This window comes from Gordonia asplenii, assembly GCF_012933505.1.
Lineage (GTDB): Bacteria > Actinomycetota > Actinomycetes > Mycobacteriales > Mycobacteriaceae > Gordonia > Gordonia asplenii.
In genome coordinates, this window is record NZ_JABBNB010000014.1 from 101,698 (window position 1) to 119,208 (window position 17,511).

The window sequence follows — 17,511 nt, forward strand, 5'->3', positions numbered from 1 at the left end:
GTGACCGGCCCGACGTATGTTCACGACAGGTCCACGTATCCGCCGTACTGCGCGCACCGGCGACAGCGAAACAGCACCAGTGCTGCGTCCCCGTCGGCGCGTAGGGCGGGCCGAATCCGTTCCCAGTCGTCGGCGCGATAGTCGGCGGTCAGTCTGATGCACTCGACGTCGTCGACGCTGAGCTCGGCCAACTCGGCGGCACCGGCCGGCCCGAGGTACACCGCGGCGTCGTCGCAATGCGCCCACCAGCGCGGCTCCTGCCACGCCCGGAATCCGGGTGTCCGATGCGTGACCTCGTCGACGACGGCGTCGGGAACGTGCTGTACCGGATAGCCCCAGGCGATGTCGGCGACGAACGAACCGTCGAAGCGATCGTGTGCCGAACCGTCGGCGATACACCACGGGCACAGGCCGTCGACCTCGTCGACGGTGTAGAACGGTCCGGTGTAGCGGTAGCCACGAGCCCGCTCGCAGCACGGGCAGACGGCATCGGCGTCGACGACGATGACGTCGGTCTTCACCGGCTCTGGGAAGTAGCGGAACTGGGGCAGCTGTTCGCTCATCGTAGGCACGTTACCGCTGGTCACCGGCCTTCTCGCAGCCCGTGAGAATATTTCTCCCCGACGCTGTAACGAACCGTCGCGGCCGGTAGATATACGGGTTGGCTCCGATCGAGCTGCCAGACCCCCGACCCGGCAGCTCGGTCGGAGCCGCTATATCTTGGACAGAGTGAAATCGACGGGGCGAGGCCGACGCGCAGTCCACTGCGCAATCGCCGTCCTGCTCGTGTTCATCCTCGCGTTGTCGATCGACGTGATCGCGACGCACGGCCGCAGTGAGCGCGGAGCCACACTCGCCGGACTCGACGTCGGCAATGTATCGCGCGACGACGCCAGATCGGCAGTCGACCGTCTGCGTCCGACGCCGGCTGCTCCCATACACCTGCGCACGCCGTCGGGGACGGCGACGTTCACCGCCGCCGAACTCGGATTGTCGTTCGACGCCGACGCCACCGTCGAGCGCGTCATGACCCAGCCACGCAGCCTTTGGACGCGGCTGGCGGCACTGTTCGGCGCCGACGTCGCGGTCACTCCGGTGATCCGCGTCGACGACGCCGCGTTCAACGAGGCGCTCGACGCCAAACGGTCGGTACTCGAACGGGCCGCGGTGGAGGGCGGCGTCCATTTCACCATCACGCCCGACGGCACGACACCGGTCGGTGACTTCCCGTCTGCCGGTCTGCGTGTCGACCGGGCCGCGGCGCGCGAGGTGGTCTCGGCGTCGTGGCTCGACGGCGGCGTCATCGACATGCCGATGGAGGCGTTCTCGCCGACGGTCGGCGCCGATACGGTGCGCAGAGTCGTCGACACCGCCGCGAAGACGTACGTGTCGCGCTCGGTGCGCGTCGACGGCCGGGGCGGTGGGCTCACGCTGACCCCGCGGCAACTCGGACAGGTCTCGACATTCGGCCCCGACGGCAGAGGCGGATTGACGCCCGTCGTCGACGCGAAGAAGCTCGCGGGCCTCGCGTCGACGATCCTGCGTCCGACCGAGAAGCGTCCCGTCAACGCGACGTTCGCGGTCGGCGGCGCCGCCCCGAAAGTGGTGCCGTCGCGCGGCGGGTACGCGATCGACTGGACCGGCACCGGTCAGCGGCTCGGTCGTGCCGCGCTGGAACCGTCGGCTCGACGCAGTGAGGTCAGCTACCGGGAGACCGCGCCCGCACTCGACACCGCCAAGGCGAACACACTCGGCGTCAAAGAGGTCGTCAGCGAGTTCACGACCGGAGGATTCAGTTCGGCGTCGGGCGAGAACATCCGGTTGGTCGCAGAGAAGGTCGACGGCGCAATCGTGTTGCCGGGCAAGAAGTTCTCCCTGAATACGTTCACCGGTCCGCGGGGCAGCGCGCAGGGTTACGTGAGTTCGACGATCATCGATCACGGTCGGGCGGCCAAGGCCGTCGGCGGCGGCATCTCGCAGTTCGCGACGACGCTCTACAACGCGGCGTACTTCGCGGGCCTCGACGACGTCGATCACACCGAGCACGCCTACTACATCTCCCGCTATCCCGAAGCGCGCGAGGCGACGGTCTTCGAGGGAGCCATCGATCTGGTCTTCGGCAACAACACGGCGTCGGGAATCTACATCGAGACGCAGTGGACGCCGGCGTCGGTCACGGTTCGAATGTGGTCGACGAAAACCGTTGAGGTGCAGTCGATCACCGGAGACAGGTTCGCCTACACCGACCCTTCGACGATCCGACTGCCCGCGGGGCGCGACTGCCTGGCCAGCGCCGGTCAACGCGGATTCACAACGTCGAACACGCGGGTGATCACCGACCGCGCGACACACCGGCAGATTTATCGGCACACTCGGACCGTCAGATATGCTCCCGAGCCGAACGTCGTGTGCACATAGCGAGGAGTGTCGATGCCGCAAGTCCGCCACACGCCGACCGAGCGGGCCCTGCTGCGATTGATCGCGGGTACCGCGGGCGCCTGCGTGGTGTTCGGTTTCGTCGTGTCGTCGCCGCGCGAGGTGATTTCCGGGATCGGTGACATCGTGATCGCGCCGGATGTGCTGATCACCGACTTCGTCGGGCTCGGCGGGCTCGGCGGAGCCTTCGCCCAAGCCGGTGTGCTCACCTTGATCGCTTGCGCCACCTACCGATTCAGCGGCGCCCGGATCGACGGCGCGGCGGTCGGTTGCCTGTACATGGTGTTGGGGTTCGGGCTGTTCGGTAAGACCGTCCTCAACGTGTGGCCCATCCTGATCGGCGTCGCGCTGTACGCACGGTTCGTCCATGAGCCGCTTCGTGATTCGGTGACCACCGCCTGGTTCGCGACCGCGCTGTCACCGGTGTTCTCCGAGATCGCGTTCAACAGCGGGCTCGACCGGTGGATCGCCGTTCCGGCCGGGTTGGCCATCGGCGTGCTGATCGGGTTCGTCGTCTCACCCGTCGCGCGCGGGCTGTTTCGCGCCCACAACGGAATGACGTTGTACAACATGGGTTTTGTCGCGGGAATCCTCGGCGCGGTCATCGTGGCGGTGTTCAGCAGCTTCGGCTTGGCGCCCCAACCGCCGATGAGCTGGACCGACGGTAACAACGCGTCGCTGCTGGTCCTCGTCGTCGTGATGATCGCCGCGGTGGTGGCGACCGCGTTCGCGGTGAACCGGACGCCGTGGCGGGGACTGCGCGCATTGCACAGCCGCACCGGACAGGCGCCGGTCGACTTCATCGATTCCGACGGCGCCGGCTCGACGCTGCTGAACATGGCTATCATCGGCACCCTGACGACGGCGGTCGTGTTCGCCATCGGCGCGGACCTCAACGGACCGGTGGTCGGTGGCATCGTCAGCGTGATCGGGTTCGGCGCGTGTGGCAAACACACCGTCAACATCGTTCCGGTGATGGCCGGTGTGCTCCTCGGGGTGTGGCTCAAACCGCTGGGCCTCGCCGACCCCGGCGTCATCTGGGCATTGATGTTCGGCACCTGTCTGGCCCGATCGCCGGACGGTTCGGTCCGCACTGGGGACTGCTCGCGGGATTCCTGCACGTGTCGATGGCCCAGATCGGCGGCGTGCTTACCGGCGGACTCAACCTGTACGGGAACGGGTTCGCGGCGGGGCTGGTTGCCGCGGTAGTCGGGCCCGTGGCGCTGATGCTCGGCGATCGCCGGGCGAGCGACACACCGTCGGAGCGAACGGATGTGCCCGCCGCCTAGCGTTCCTGGAACGCTAGCCGTCACAGCGCCAGGATCTGCGCCTTCTTAGCGGCGAACTCGTCTTCGGTGAGGATCCCGGCGTCGCGGAGTTGGCCGAGCTGCGTCAACTGGGCCAGCTGCTCGTCGATCGACACCGCAGGTGTTTGCGGGACGGGTGGTGCCTGCGGCGCAGGGGCCGGTGGCGCGTGATGAACGACGGGTTGCTGCGCGCGGGTGGCGTGCTGGTTGGCCCAGCGTTGCTGCTGGCGTCGTTGTACGCGACCGTGCACCGAACTGGCGATGGCCGCGCGGCCCGCCGTTCTCAGAATTCCCATGATCGTGATCCTTGTCTGCCGTGACTACTGGGTCGAAGATGTGCTCGACGCCTACCGGTCGAGGGCGGCGTCGAGGTCGGCGGAGTCGACCGGTCCGACCGCCACTACGCGACCACCGGCGGATTCGAATGCCCCCAGGACCTGACTGATGCTCAACTCCTCGTACACGACGATGGCTGCGATCGCGTCGGTCGAGACGGCGTCGCGCACCACGGTGAGATCGTCGTCGTCGAGCAAGCGGCTGGCGGCGCCGTCGAAGTCGGCGAAGTCGATTCCGCCGATCACCCCGAGGTCGTGGGCGTCGACGGTGACCACCGTGTCGTCGTGGCCTTTGCGAAGGAACTCTATGTCGATGACATAGACGACGTTTCGGTCGACGAGGTCGACCAGTGCGGCGAAGCCGTCGGCGGTGACCCTGCCGTCGGCGAATTCGATGATGAAGAAATCGACCGGGCCGAGGACTGTATCGTTCACCGCAGCAGTTTAGCTTGGGGCGGCTCACCGCATCCCGGCTACGGCTCGGATGCCTCGGAAGGACGAGAATGGCTGTGGCAGAGGGTGGTTCGTCGGGCGAGAGTCCGAGGCCGTCGGCCGAGCGGAGCCGCGCGGGCGGTTCGATTCTCGCCCGCGCCGGACTGGCGAGTTGGTATCTCCTGGGGATCGTCGCGCTGGTGGTCGTCATCGCCGCGGCGCTCGGCGCGGTGAGCAGCATCCTGATTCCTCTGGTCATCGCGGTGATTCTGGGGATCGTGCTGGAGCCGGTCGCCGAAGCGTTGAAGAGGCGTGGCGTGCCGGCCACCGTTGCCGTGGCGATCACCCTTCTCTTCGCCGTCGCGGTGGGCGCGGTCACGGTGGTCGTCATGGTGTGGGGATTCGTCTCGCAGTGGCCGCAGATCCAAGACGAACTGCTGCTCGGCTGGAATGCGGCGATGCGCTGGGTCACCGACCTCGATCTCGACTCGCAGTGGTTGGAGCACGCGCGCAGCGCGCTCGGCACGCACGCTCAGGAACTCGCGCAGGGTGTCCTCGGCGTCGTCACCAGCACCTTCTACGGCATGATCGCACTCGTCGTCGGGATCTTCTTCGCCGCCTTCTTCCTGTTCTTCGTCCTGCGCGATTCCCGGCTCTTCCCGTCGTGGCTGGCCCGCAGCACAGGCCTCGACGTCACCGAGGTCGACGCGGTGGTGGATCTGTCCCGACAGTCGGTCCGCGGCTACTTCCGCGGGACCGCGATCACCGCGTTGATGACAGCGCCGATCTTCGTCATCCCGCTGCTCATTCTGCGGATCCCGTTGGTCATCCCGATCTTCATCCTGTACTTCTTCTTGTCATTCCTGCCGTTCGTCGGTGCGTGGATCACCGGCGTCTTCGCCGTACTCATCGCCTTCGGTACCGGCGGCCCGACCGCGGCGGTGATCATTCTCGTCACCTTCGTCATCTCCAACGGAACGATCCAAAGTGCCGTCAGCTCATGGGCTTTGGGATCGTCGTTGCGTTTGCATCCGATTTCTGTCCTGCTTGCGACGATGATCGGCGGAACCGTGGCCGGGCTCATCGGAATGGTGCTCGGCGCCCCGACGCTGGCCGCCGTCGTCAAGTCCGTCGAAGCGGTGCGAACCATGCGACGCCCCGCGCCCCACACGACGACCTGACCGACACAGGGGGCGGCGTCGAAGCCGAAACGACCGAACGTATGCTCGGTCCCATGGATATCAATGGAGCAAGTGCAATTGTGACCGGCGGTGCATCGGGTATCGGTGCCGCGTCGGCTCGCCGGCTGGCCGCTCGCGGCGCCAAGGTCGTCATCGCCGACCTCAAGGCCGACGACGGTGAGGCGTTGGCCAAGGAACTCGGCGGAGTCTTCGTCGCCGTCGACGTGACCAACACCGAGCAGATCGAGGCCGCCGTCAACAAGGCCACCGAACTCGGCCCGCTGAAGGCCGTCGTCAACTCGGCCGGCATCGGCTGGGCGCAGCGCACCGTCGGCAAGGACGGCCAGTTCGCCTCGGCGCACAACCTCGACCTCTACAAGAAGGTCATCGCGATCAACCTGATCGGCACTTTCGACTCGGTCCGCCTCAGCGCCACCGCCATGAGCCGCAACGAGCCCAACGAGAACGGCGAACGCGGCGCGATCGTCAACCTCGCCAGCGTGGCGGCATTCGACGGGCAGATCGGCCAGGCCGCCTACTCGTCGTCGAAGGGCGGTGTCGTGGGTATGACCCTGCCGGTCGCCCGTGACCTGGCCGCCGTCGGCGTGCGCGTCAACTGCATCGCCCCCGGCCTGATCGACACCCCGATCTACGGCACCGGCCCCGAGTCGGACGCGTTCAAGGCCAAGCTCGGCGAGAGCGTCCTGTTCCCCAAGCGTCTCGGCGTGCCGGACGAACTGGCGTCGATGGTCGAAGAGCTGATCACCAACTCCTACATGAACGCCGAGGTCGTCCGCGTCGACGGCGGCATCCGGATGCCTCCGAAGTAGCGGCTATATCCACTGTCGGATCGGACCAGGCGACGCCTGGTCCGATCCGTCGGTTTTAGCGGTGACTCGTTGAATTCTGTCTTGTCATGCTTGCTGAGGGGACATTCACCTCGGCGAAGGTGAGCGGGCTGTTTTCGGTCGGTGGCTGATTGCATTCTGCCGCGTCACACTTGCTGAGGGAGTATTCGCCTCGGCGCACGTGAGCGTCCCTTTTTCAGTCGCCAGCTGATTGTATTCTGCCGCGTCACCCTCGTCGAGGGAGTATTCACCTTGGTGGACGTGAGCGTCCCTTTTTCAGTCGGCGCATGAGGCAAGGCGGAGAACGTAACTCGGCGAGTGGTCTGCTTTCTGTCGAGGCTCGGCAAAGCCGCTGTGTGAGCCAGCTGATTGCATTCTGTCCCGTCACCCTCGCCGAGGGAGTATTCACCTCGATGGACGTGAGCGTCCCTTTTTCAGTCGGCGCATGAGGCAAGGCGGGGAACGTAACTCGGCGAGTGGTCTGCTTTCTGTCGAGGCTCGGCGAAGCCGCTATGCGAGCCAGCTGATTGCATTGTGTCCCGTCACCCTCGCCGAGGGAGTATTCACCTCGGCGGAGCTGAGCGTCCCTTTTCAGTCGGCGCATGAGGCAAGGCGGAGAACGTAACTCGGCGAGTGGTCTGCTTTCTGTCGAGGCTCGGCGCAGCCGCTATGCGAGCCAGTTGATTGCATTCTGTCCCGTCACCCTCGTCGAGGGAGTATTCACCTCGGCGGACGTGAGCGTCCCTTTTTCAGTCGCCAGCTGATTGTATTCTGCCGCGTCACCCTCGTCGAGGGAGTATTCACCTTGGTGGACGTGAGCGTCCCTTTTTCAGTCGGCGCATGAGGCGAGGCGGAGAACGTAACTCGGCGAGTGGTCTGCTTTCTGTCGAGGCTCAGCGAAGCCGCTATGCGAGCCAGTTGATTGCATTCTGCCCCGTCACCCTCACTGAGGGAGAATCCACCCCGGCGGAGCTGAGCGTCCCTTTTTCAATCCCCAACGGACTGCATTCTGCCGCGTCACCCACGCCGAGGGAATATTCACCTCGACGCACCTGAGCGTCCCTTTTCCATTCGCGACAGATTCCAATCGGCACCGTTCGACCTATCGACACGACTGCTCCCAACACCCGCACGGGTGAAAGAACTCAGACCCCGCACCGGAGGTGCAGGGTCTGAGGCAAAGCGGACTGCAGGCTCAGAAGGCCGCTTCGTCGAGCTCCATGACGTCGTTGTCGATGTTCTCGATGATGCCGCGGGTCGCGGTGAGCTGCGGCAGCATGTTCTTCGCGAAGAAGGCCGCGGTGGCAACCTTGCCCTCGTAGAACGCCTTGTCGGCGCCCGATGCGTCGGCGTCGAGTGCGGCCAGTGCGATCTCCGCCTGGCGCAGCAGCAGCCAGCCGATCAGCAGGTCCCCGACGCCGAGCAGGAAGCGCACCGAACCCAGCCCGACCTTGTACAGCTCGGTGGAGTTCTCCTGCGCGCCCATCAGGAACCCGGTCAGCGTGGCCGCCATGCCCTGAATGTCTTCCAGCGCGGTCTTCAGCAGCGCGCGCTCGCCCTTGAGCCGACCGTCGACGGCGTCGGACTCGATGAACTTCGAGATCTCGCCCGCCACGTGAGCCAGTGCCTGGCCCTTGTCGCGAATGATCTTGCGGAAGAAGAAGTCCTGCGCCTGGATGGCGGTGGTGCCCTCGTACAGCGAGTCGATCTTCGAGTCGCGGATGTACTGCTCGATCGGGTAGTCCTGCAGGAAGCCCGACCCGCCGAGGGTCTGCAGCGACTCGGTGAGCTTCTCGTAGGCACGCTCGGAGCCGACGCCCTTGACGATCGGCAGCAGCAGGTCGTTGATCTTGAACGCGAGGTCGGCGTCGGCGCCGGAGACGATCTTCGCCGACGACGCGTCCTGGTGCGACGCGGTGTACAGGTAGATCGCCCGCAGTCCCTCGGCGTAGGCCTTCTGGGTGATCAGCGAACGACGGACATCCGGGTGGTGCGTGATGGTGACGCGCGGTGCGGCCTTGTCGGTCATCTGAGTCAGATCCGAACCCTGTACGCGCTGCTTGGCGTAGTCGAGAGCATTGAGGTAACCGGTCGACAGGGTCGAGATGGCCTTGGTACCGACCATCATCCGGGCGTGCTCGATGACGTCGAACATCTGCGCGATGCCGTTGTGGATCTCGCCGACCAGCCAGCCCTTGGCGGGTACCCCGTGCAGGCCGAAGGACAGCTCGCAGGTGGTCGAGGCCTTGAGGCCCATCTTGTGCTCGACGTTGGTGACGAAGACACCGTTGCGTTCGCCGAATTCCTGGGTCTCGAAGTCGAAATGGGTCTTCGGGACGTAGAACAGCGACAGGCCCTTGGTGCCCGGTCCGGCGCCCTCGGGGCGGGCCAGCACCAGGTGGAAGGTGTTCTCGAACATGTCGTCGGCGTCGGCCGAGGTGATGAACCGCTTCACACCCTCGATGTGCCAGGTGCCGTCTTCCTGCTGGGTGGCCTTGGTGCGGCCGGCGCCGACGTCGGAGCCGGCGTCGGGCTCGGTGAGCACCATCGTGGCGCCCCAGCCGCGCTCGGAGATGATCTGCGCCCACTTCTTCTGTTCATCGGTGCCGTTGTTGTAGAAGACCTGCGCGAACGACGGTCCGGCCATATACATGAAGGCCGCGGGCTGCGCGCCGAGCAGCAGTTCGGCGATGCCCCACTTGACGGTCGACGGAACCGGGATGCCGCCGAGCTCCTCGTGCAGACCGGTCATCGCCCAGCCGGACTCCTGCAGGGTGGCGACGGCCTTCTTGAAACCTTCGGGGATGGTCACCGAGTGGGTGTCGGGGTGGAACACCGGGGGATTGCGGTCGGTGTCGGCGAACGGCTCGGCGATCGGTCCTTCGGCGAGGGTCTTGACCTCGCGCAGCATGTCGACGACCGTCTCGTGATCCAGGTCGCCGAATTCGCCGGTTTCCAGAACCTTGTCCAGGTTGAACAGTTCGAAGAGGTTGAACTGCAGGTCGCGCAGGTTGCTCTTGTAATGGCCCATGTCTGGCTTTCCTTTACTCGGTTTGGGCTGGCCGGCTTCGGCGGTTGGTCCGTCGACGTCGGGTCGTGCACATCGCTGGGTTGCGGGCGAGTGTCGGCGCCGGGTCTGCCGCCCGGTCGCTATGTTACTCGCCGGTAACAACCTTAAGAATACTCTGCGTACGGACAACGGACAACAGGAACATGTGTGATCTGCGCTAGCAATTGCTAGCGCGTGATGAAAGTCACAGCTACGGCTGCAAAACCTCGCGCAGATACGCCAGATCATCCGGAATCCCCTCGGCCGGGGTCTCCAGAACGACCGGCGACCGGGCGGCCTCGATCACGCCGACGAGCACATCGGCGTCGATATGTCCCGACGCCAGGTTCGCGTGTCGGTCGCGGCCGGAATCGAACTCGTCGCGAGAGTTGTTCAGATGGATCAGGTCGATGCGGCCGGTGATCGCACGGACTCGATCGACCAGCCCGACGAGATCTTCGCCGCCGGCCCAGGCGTGGCAGGTGTCGAGGCAGAATCCGACTCCCTCGAAGTCGCCGACCGCGTCCCACAGACGCTCGATCGACTCCAGGGTTCGCGCCATCGCATGATCCCCACCCGCGGTGTTCTCGATCAGGATCGGCACGCCGAATCCGCCCTTGTCCACTTGGCGCTCGAAGAGCTTGCGCCAGTTCTCGAATCCCAGCGCCGCGTCCTCGCCGTCACGCAGGTGGCCACCGTGTACGACGAGCCCGATCGCCCCGAGTTCGGCGGCCGCCGCAGCCTGCTGTTCGACGGCCTTGCGCGACGGCATCCGCAGCCGGTTGTTCAAGCTCGCGACGTTGATCTGATAACTCGAATGCACGACGACGTCGATCGGCGAATTGCGGATCTCCTCGGCGTGCGGATGGGGCTCGGGTTTCTTCCAGCTCTGCGGGTCGGTGACAAACATCTGATAGATGTCGATGCCGAGTTCCTCGGCGGTCTCGACGGGGTTCGCATCCTCACGAAGGTGTGCTCCAATACGCATCCGTCAACCTTAAGGCGTGTGTCCCGATTCTCTTTGCGGCCCTCGGCGGCCCACGCCGTGCTGAGCGAGCGTGCGAGTCGAAGTAGTGACCGCCTCGCGGCGTTGTCGGTCACGATGGCAGCCGCTATCGGCGCATCCTCCACCGTGTCGGACCGAAGAAACGCCCCGGCGATGCCTCGGGGAGACGCGCCTCAGTTCCGACGTCGCCTACCCTGTGCGGGTGAGGTTTCGTCGACGACAGGGCAGCGCGCCGCGGGTGCGGCGTGCGCTGTTGTTGATGTTGACCTCGATCGCCGTCGTACTGATGCATTCCGCCTTCGGAGCGCACTGTGCCTCCGCGGCGATGCCGGCATCGCACCATGGAGCACCGGTCGCCCACCACGACGCCGTCGCGTCGAGCGATCACCGCCCGACGATGGGTGAGCAGACTCAGGCCCGTGGAGTCGACAAGGCGTCGGCCGCAGACGACTGCACGATGTCGGCGTCGTGCACCTTCGTTCTGCCCGGCGGTGCGGCGATCATCGTTCTGGCGATCCTCGTCGTGATCGCGTATCCGCCGCGAGAGTTGTTCGCGCGCTTGGTGGTTGCGCGCCGTGTGGTGCTGGGCCGCCCGCCGCCCTGGGCGATCGCCACCCACCTTCAGCTTGGAGTGCTGCTGCGCTGATCGACGACCCGGTGGGCGTCGATCGACTTCTCGTGCGCCCGACCGGCCTTCGCCGATCAGTTCACCCTTCTCACCTCCAAGGAATCCGATGTCGTTCAACCACAAGTCACTTCGTGCTGCCCTGCTGATCTCCGCAACTGCGGCAACGCTATTCGCCGCCGGATGCGGCTCCGACGATTCAACCCATCCTCGACATGCCTCGACGCCGACGACGGTCACCACCACATCGGTGCCCGCTTCGTCAGTGGCCCAACACAATTCGGCCGACGTGATGTTCAACCAGATGATGATTCCGCACCACTCGCAGGCGCTTGAAATGGCGGCCCTCGTCGACTCGCGGACCACCACTCCCGCGGTCCGGCAACTCGCCGCCTCGATCAGGACTGCCCAGCAGCCTGAGATCGACCAGATGACCGCGCGGCTGAAGGCATGGGGCCAACCGACCGAGATGTCGGGCGGCCATGGCGGACACCGGATGTCGGGCATGATGTCCGACGCCGACATGACCGAGCTGACCGCGGCGCGCGGCACCGAGTTCGATCGGAAGTGGCTGTCGATGATGGTGCGTCACCACGAGGGCGCGGTCGCCATGGCCGACGCCGAACTCACCGACGGCGTCGACGCCGGTAGCCGAACCCTCGCAGCCGCGATCAAGACCGCGCAGCTCGCTGAGATCGCACGGATGAACACACTGCTGGGCAAGTGACAGCATGACCGCGGCGGGCTCACCGACACGTCGGTGAGCCCCGCCGGAAACAATTACTTACGCAGCGGCAGCCGCATCAAATACACCTGATAGCCCAGCGAGATCGAGTACGTGAAGTACAGCGTCGGGCCGTCCAGCGACCACGGGTGGATGAACGGGGCGTAGCCGGAGTACGGGTCGTTCGCCGGAACCACGTTCACACCGCTGGTCCACGGGCCTTCCGGGTGATCGGCGGTACGCATCAGAACGCCGTCGCGGGTGGCCAGTGAGATGTACTTGCCGAGGTAGCGGTCGTAGGCCACCGAGAGTTCACCGGTCGGCCCCGACATCACCGGGGTCGCCGCATCGGTATTGCGCGGCACCCACTTGCCCCACGAGAAGTATTCGTAGGCACCGAGATTCGCGATCTGTGCTTGCGGAACCCGAGCCAGGTACACGGCGCCCGCGCGGCCCGGCGGAGTCCCGTAGATGTAGACATAACCACCCTCCTTGAGGAAGGCGCTCATCTGAAACTTGCGGTTACTGCCCCAGTTGGGGCGGAAAGTGTTGGTGGCCTTCCAGTTTCGGCCGTTGTCGTCGGAGACGGCCAAGCCTGAGAAACGTGTCTTCCAGGTACCCGGGTCGCCCCAGTGGTTGACGGCCATGACCGACATGTACTGCCTGCCGTTGATCGCCACGCCTGCGGTCGGGATGATCGTGATCTCCCGGCTCGTCGGCTTGAGCAGGCGTTTGGCGTGCCCGACCGGACCGCTGTGGCCGGTGAAGGTCATACCGTTGGCGAGATTGTGGTCGCGGCTGCGCAGCAGCACGTTGGATCGCCAATAGAACAGGTCGCCGTAGAGCAACGACCACCCGTTGATCGACTGGGTGTCGCCGAAGGCCGCCAGGATCTCGCCGTGCCCGTTGTCCCACAGGACGCCGAGGTCGGTGCCGAAGACATCGTCTTGGCCGATGGTGTCGTTCATCGCGCCCGGACCGGTGAGCCGCGCGACGATCGTGCCGCGCCCGGCGGGTCCCGGATCGGCCGAGGCCGACGGGGCGTGAGTGAGCCCGCAGACCATCGCTACTGATACCGCCGCGATGGTTGCCGAAGTTCGAAGCTTCGCGAAGCGCAAGACCATGCGAGGCACCTTATCAACGATGGTGGCTGGGCTCACATCGGCGGGGAGTTACGCGCGATCGACGACAAACTCTTGTCGGGCGCAGTCCTCACGCGCCTTCGGCGTAGCGCTCCTTCGGATCGATCACGGTGAAGTCGATCTCCGACGCCGCGTTGTTCACGCCGACGACGATCCCGGTCGCGAACTGGCCGCCCGAATCGTAGAGATTGGCGGTGCTCGTCGAGATGCCGTCGGCCTCCAGGTGCGAGTCGGTTTCGACGGTGATCCGCCCGGCGTCGGGCAGTCTGACGATCACGACGGTCACGTCGCAATTGATGAAACCGATGCCGGTGCTGCCCCAGTTGCCCATCAGGCTGGTCGCCTCGGCGGCGAGCACGGTCCGCTGAAAGGGCGTCAGTCGCTCGTCCTCGACGATCGGCACCAGCGCGGTGGACATTCGCTTGCGGACGGGAGCCTGCAGCGCGGTCATGTCCCGGGTCCACGACGACGCGTCGTCGGCCAGGCTGTAGTACGGCGCCAGGTCGTCGGCGGGGACGCCGGTGGCGGCCGGCGCGACGGCGGCGCGTTGCCAGCGCTGCCCCGGCGGGTTGGCGGACTCGCGGACGAACACCGTCGTCGACCGTGCGACGGTCACCACATCGTCGCCGTCACCCTCCTGCACGACGTCGACTTCGACCGTGCGGATCCGTCCGCCGTCGCGCACGATCCGGCCCACCGCACTCGTCGGGCGGTTGCGAGCAGCCTTGAACAGGTCGATGGTGAACCGCGCCGGCCGGAAACCCTCACGTCCGTACCGTGTTTCGGCGAAGCGCGCGGCGACGCCGCACACCGCCGGGCCGTGCAGCATGTCGTCCGCCCACAGGCTCCGTGAGAAGCGAGTCGGTATCAGTCGACCGTCGTCAGCCGGGGCGAAGAATGCGGTGGGCTCCATCTCGCCATCATGACACCAGCTCGGCAATGTGACCGTAGCCGGGCGCGCGTCGTTCGTCCGGTTTAGGCTTCGGGCATGACATTCGCAATCAATGTTCGGCAGTATCCCGCCGAGCTGATCAATATGGTGCGCACCACGATCATCGTGACGTCGATTCTGGGCATCGCGCTGGGCGTGGCGATTCTGGTGTGGCCCAAGGCAACTCTGCACGTCGCCGCGCTGCTGTTCGGGCTTTCGCTGATCTTCACCGGATTGATGCGCATCTACCAGGCCGCGGTCGCGTCGTTCCTGTCGGCGGGATGGCGAATCCTGTTGGGAGTCTTGGGCGTTGCGATTCTCGCGGTCGGCATCGTCGCGCTGTTCCACCCTGCCGAGTCGCTCTACCTGCTCGCAGTATTCATCGGCGTCGGCTGGCTGATGCAGGGCGTCGGCGAATTGTTCGCCATCGGCAGCGGCGCAAAGCACGCCCCGACCGCGCTGCTGGTGCTGTCGGGAATCATCTCGATCATCGCCGGTGTCGTGATGATCGCGATGCCCGGTCTGGCGCTGGTGACCTTCCTGTGGGTCGGTGCGATCATGCTCATCGCGGTGAGCATCGCGAGCCTGTTCACACTGCCGAAGAAGGTCGACGCGACGCCGGAATAGCTTTGCTGAGAACCAACTTGGCCGCACCCGACTCGGCGACGGTCCGCTCGTTCATCGCGAGGGTCGAGCGGTCTGTCTGACCGGGGAGCGGTGAGTTCGCGTCCCCGTCACAGGTGGTGGAGGGAGCATTGCCCTTCGACATGCGTGAGGGGGACGTTCGCGACACAGCCCGACTACAACTGGAGCCCATCGACGGTCAGGGCCGCCTTCGCCGACGATGCGTCGGCGGCCACGGACTCGATCAGATCGTTGAGGGTGGAGACCACTTCCAGCGAATGCCGCAGGGCGGCGGCGTCGATCAGTGGTGTCGGGTTCACCTCGACGCGGTGCGCGGCGACGGCGCCGATCAACCTGCGGGCCGACATCGGGTCGTCGTCCCACAGGGCGTCGGCGGTAGACAGATACAGCGTCAGCGCCGGCGGCAGCTGACCGACGTGCAGCATCGCCCAGGCCCACAGCTTGGCCACCTCCACGGTGTCCTGCTGGGCCCGACCATGCGTACGAATGTACTTGCCGTGCAACTCTTTACAGAGCGGCATGCTGTCCGACCACAACTCCAGGTGGTACATGCAGCGCACGCAGGAGTGCAGGTTCGCGAGATACATGGGGGAGTATGGTCCTTCGCGTCGTCCGCGGATCTCGCGAAGGACCGAGTATTCGGCGAGTGCGTGCACGTACTCGCCGTGAGCTTCGAGTTCGTCGGCGTCGGCCTGCATCTCTTCGATCATCATGTCATTCTGGCTGTGCGGCGGGCGCTTCGCAGTGGTTCGACGAACAGTTTTCGACGGTGAAAGATGGACTCATGACCCTCGGTGGTTCGGATCCGCGTGCCAGTCTGGTGCGATTCGCGTGGCTCTCGATCGCAGCCGCGATCGTCACCATCGCATTGAAAGTGGGCGCCTGGTACCTCACCGGTTCGGTCGGACTGCTCTCCGACGCCGCCGAGTCGACGGTCAATCTCGTCGCCGCGGTCGTCGCGCTGTTCGCCTTGCGCGTGGCCGCGCGCCCGCCCGACGACGACCACAACTTCGGGCATTCCAAGGCCGAGTATTTCTCCGCGGTCGTCGAGGGCGTGATGATCGTGGTGGCCGCGCTGTTCATCATCGCCACCGCCGTCGACCGGTTGATCAACCCGCGTGACGTCGAGTCCATCGGGATCGGTGTCGCGATCTCGGCGCTGTCCATCGTCGTGAACGCCGGAGTCGCGTGGGTTCTGTTGCGCGCCGGACGAACTCACCGGTCGATCACGCTCACCGCGGACGGCAAACACCTGCTCACCGACGTCGCGACGACGGTCGGCGTCATCGTCGGAATCGTCATCGTCGGACTGACCGGATGGCAGCGGCTCGACCCGATCATCGCGCTCGCGGTGGCGGTCAACATCATCGTCGTCGGGTGGCGGCTGGTCGCCGAATCGACCGCGGGTCTGATGGACACCGCGTTGCCCGACGCCGATGTCGCCGACATCGAAGCGGTGCTCGAGCACTTCCGCGGCGACGGCATCGACTTCCACGACGTGCGGACTCGTGCGGCCGGCCACCAACGATTCGTCCAGCTGCACATGCTGGTGCCCGGCGACTGGTCGGTGCGCGCCGGCCACGACCTCGTCGAGCAGGTGGAGGAGTCGATGCGCGACGCCGTCGAAGATCTGATCATCACGATCCACCTGGAGCCGGTCGAGGATCCGCGCTCGTATGAGTCATGGCGCCGCTGACCGCGTGGCAGACTTGGGCCATGACTGACGACATCGGCGGCACCGACTACGACGTCGACGACGACGACCAGTTGCAGCCGGAGGACACTCTGGAGCAGCTGGGCGTCGACGATGTTCTCGACGAGGGCTACTCGCCGCCGGATCGGGAGCCGTGGGCGGTGCGGCAGGGACTGCTCGACGGTCAGGAGACCCTGGATCAACGGCTTGCCGAGGAAGAACCCGACATCAGCGAATTCGACCCGGTCGCACCGCTTGCGGGCAGCGCAGGAGCGCGGGCCGGTCGACTGGTCGCACCCGACGAAGGGGTCGGCGAAGACTCCGAATCGGAATTGCTGGCCTCCGACGTCGGCATCGACGGAGCCGCGGCCTCCGCCGAGGAAGCCGCGGTCCACTATGTCGACGAGGGCGCCGAATAGCCTACTTCTTGGTGAGTTCGGCCAGCTGGTCGAGTATCGCCTTCTCGAATGAATCCTTTTGTACGCCAGCAGAATTGAGTGCCGGTCCGACGTCGGGGTCGTCGAATGCCGCGATCAGCAGATGCTCGGTCCCGACGTAGTTGTGGCCCAGCCGCAGCGCGACCTGAACTGTCTGCTCCAGTACGGATTTCGCCGCGTCGTCATAGGGGATGAACGCGCGCGCCTGCGTAGCGTCGCCGGGAGACGTGGGCTTCAACGATTCATCGAGGGCGGGTAGGTCGACGCCGAGACCGCTCAGCGCGAGGACGCCGAGCGACTGATCCTCGTCCAGCACGCCGCGGGTCAGATGCGACGGCGACACGAACTCCGCCGACTCTTCGACGGCCAGATTGTGAGCCGTCACCACCGCGTTGCGGGCGCGAGGTGTGAAGCGCGCGAACGGATTCGACGCCGCGTCGTCGGGGGCGCTGGGCGTCTGTCCGACGAACCGCTTCTGCGCGGCCTGCTTGCTGACGCCCATCGACGTGCCGATGGCCGTCCACGACGCCCCCGCGCGGCGCGCCTGGTCGACGAAGTGACCGATCAGCGCGTCGGCGATCTCGCCGAGATGCTCGCCGGCGAGCACGGCGTCGGTCAGTTGTTCGAGGGGGTCGTCGTGGACTTTCCCGATGGTCTCGATGAGGTCGCCGAGGCGCACTCCGGTCAGGTTCTTCTTCGTTGTCTCTGTCATGCGTCAAC

At 65.7% G+C, this 17,511-nt stretch carries 19 protein-coding genes; 10 read left to right on the top strand and 9 right to left on the bottom strand.

Annotated elements, in window-relative coordinates; all coding sequences use genetic code 11:
- Positions 1-20: 20 nt before the first annotated feature.
- Positions 21-563, bottom strand: a complete 543-nt coding sequence (locus tag HH308_RS14840) for a CbrC family protein (RefSeq protein WP_170194993.1) — start codon at positions 561-563, stop codon at positions 21-23.
- Between the two features lie 166 nt (positions 564-729).
- Between HH308_RS14840 and HH308_RS14845 the strand changes: the two genes are divergently transcribed.
- Genes HH308_RS14845 through HH308_RS30715 form a run of 3 tightly spaced genes read left to right on the top strand, consistent with a single transcriptional unit; the run spans position 730 to position 3,725 of the window.
- Positions 730-2,418, top strand: coding sequence for a VanW family protein (locus tag HH308_RS14845; RefSeq protein ID WP_312870601.1), 1,689 nt, complete (start codon positions 730-732; stop codon positions 2,416-2,418).
- Positions 2,419-2,430: 12 nt separating this feature from the next.
- Positions 2,431-3,645, top strand: a complete 1,215-nt coding sequence (locus tag HH308_RS14850; RefSeq protein ID WP_170194994.1) for a DUF1576 domain-containing protein — start codon at positions 2,431-2,433, stop codon at positions 3,643-3,645.
- Complete coding sequence (locus HH308_RS30715) at positions 3,573-3,725, top strand: hypothetical protein (RefSeq protein ID WP_512698888.1); 153 nt, start codon at positions 3,573-3,575, stop codon at positions 3,723-3,725. Before HH308_RS14850 ends, HH308_RS30715 begins: the two co-directional genes overlap by 73 nt.
- A gap of 20 nt (positions 3,726-3,745) precedes the next feature.
- Here HH308_RS30715 and HH308_RS14855 read toward each other — a convergent pair whose 3' ends face one another.
- Positions 3,746-4,039, bottom strand: coding sequence for an SHOCT domain-containing protein (locus HH308_RS14855; protein ID WP_170194995.1), 294 nt, complete (start codon positions 4,037-4,039; stop codon positions 3,746-3,748).
- A 51-nt stretch (positions 4,040-4,090) separates the two neighbouring features.
- Positions 4,091-4,513, bottom strand: a complete 423-nt coding sequence (locus HH308_RS14860; protein ID WP_170194996.1) for a DUF6325 family protein — start codon at positions 4,511-4,513, stop codon at positions 4,091-4,093.
- Between the two features lie 68 nt (positions 4,514-4,581).
- Between HH308_RS14860 and HH308_RS14865 the strand changes: the two genes are divergently transcribed.
- Entirely contained in the window at positions 4,582-5,691 is a 1,110-nt protein-coding gene (locus HH308_RS14865) for an AI-2E family transporter (protein ID WP_170194997.1), read from the top strand.
- A gap of 53 nt (positions 5,692-5,744) precedes the next feature.
- A complete protein-coding gene (locus tag HH308_RS14870) occupies positions 5,745-6,521 on the top strand; it encodes an SDR family NAD(P)-dependent oxidoreductase (RefSeq protein WP_170194998.1) in 777 nt (258 codons plus the stop codon).
- 1,213 nt (positions 6,522-7,734) lie between these two features.
- Here the strand turns inward: HH308_RS14870 and HH308_RS14875 are convergent.
- Together HH308_RS14875 and HH308_RS14880 are read right to left on the bottom strand one after the other, a co-directional pair.
- Entirely contained in the window at positions 7,735-9,570 is a 1,836-nt protein-coding gene (locus tag HH308_RS14875; protein ID WP_170194999.1) for an acyl-CoA dehydrogenase, read from the bottom strand.
- 229 nt (positions 9,571-9,799) lie between these two features.
- Positions 9,800-10,576, bottom strand: coding sequence for a deoxyribonuclease IV (locus tag HH308_RS14880; RefSeq protein ID WP_170195000.1), 777 nt, complete (start codon positions 10,574-10,576; stop codon positions 9,800-9,802).
- Positions 10,577-10,796: 220 nt separating this feature from the next.
- Between HH308_RS14880 and HH308_RS14885 the strand changes: the two genes are divergently transcribed.
- Both HH308_RS14885 and HH308_RS14890 read left to right on the top strand, forming a co-directional pair.
- Positions 10,797-11,240, top strand: coding sequence for a hypothetical protein (locus HH308_RS14885; RefSeq protein ID WP_170195001.1), 444 nt, complete (start codon positions 10,797-10,799; stop codon positions 11,238-11,240).
- Between the two features lie 88 nt (positions 11,241-11,328).
- On the top strand, positions 11,329-11,946 hold the full coding sequence (locus HH308_RS14890) for a DUF305 domain-containing protein (RefSeq protein ID WP_211188516.1): 618 nt from the start codon (positions 11,329-11,331) through the stop codon (positions 11,944-11,946).
- A 53-nt stretch (positions 11,947-11,999) separates the two neighbouring features.
- Here HH308_RS14890 and HH308_RS14895 read toward each other — a convergent pair whose 3' ends face one another.
- Both HH308_RS14895 and HH308_RS14900 read right to left on the bottom strand, forming a co-directional pair.
- Complete coding sequence (locus HH308_RS14895; RefSeq protein ID WP_170195002.1) at positions 12,000-13,067, bottom strand: glycoside hydrolase family 183 protein; 1,068 nt, start codon at positions 13,065-13,067, stop codon at positions 12,000-12,002.
- An 88-nt stretch (positions 13,068-13,155) separates the two neighbouring features.
- On the bottom strand, positions 13,156-13,998 hold the full coding sequence (locus HH308_RS14900) for an acyl-CoA thioesterase domain-containing protein (protein WP_170195003.1): 843 nt from the start codon (positions 13,996-13,998) through the stop codon (positions 13,156-13,158).
- A 75-nt stretch (positions 13,999-14,073) separates the two neighbouring features.
- Here HH308_RS14900 and HH308_RS14905 point away from each other — a divergent pair, with 75 nt between their 5' ends.
- Entirely contained in the window at positions 14,074-14,643 is a 570-nt protein-coding gene (locus tag HH308_RS14905) for an HdeD family acid-resistance protein (protein ID WP_170195004.1), read from the top strand.
- A 173-nt stretch (positions 14,644-14,816) separates the two neighbouring features.
- On the opposite strand, the gene HH308_RS14910 is transcribed toward HH308_RS14905, so the two are convergent.
- A complete protein-coding gene (locus HH308_RS14910) occupies positions 14,817-15,371 on the bottom strand; it encodes a hypothetical protein (protein WP_170195061.1) in 555 nt (184 codons plus the stop codon).
- A gap of 74 nt (positions 15,372-15,445) precedes the next feature.
- Here HH308_RS14910 and HH308_RS14915 point away from each other — a divergent pair, with 74 nt between their 5' ends.
- Positions 15,446-16,357: a cation diffusion facilitator family transporter gene (locus tag HH308_RS14915; RefSeq protein WP_170195062.1), complete on the top strand. Its 912-nt coding sequence runs from the start codon at positions 15,446-15,448 to the stop codon at positions 16,355-16,357.
- A gap of 20 nt (positions 16,358-16,377) precedes the next feature.
- Complete coding sequence (locus tag HH308_RS14920) at positions 16,378-16,773, top strand: DUF5709 domain-containing protein (RefSeq protein WP_170195005.1); 396 nt, start codon at positions 16,378-16,380, stop codon at positions 16,771-16,773.
- A 1-nt stretch (position 16,774) separates the two neighbouring features.
- Here the strand turns inward: HH308_RS14920 and HH308_RS14925 are convergent, their stop codons facing one another.
- Positions 16,775-17,503, bottom strand: coding sequence for a Clp protease N-terminal domain-containing protein (locus tag HH308_RS14925; RefSeq protein ID WP_170195006.1), 729 nt, complete (start codon positions 17,501-17,503; stop codon positions 16,775-16,777).
- Positions 17,504-17,511 lie beyond the last annotated feature (8 nt).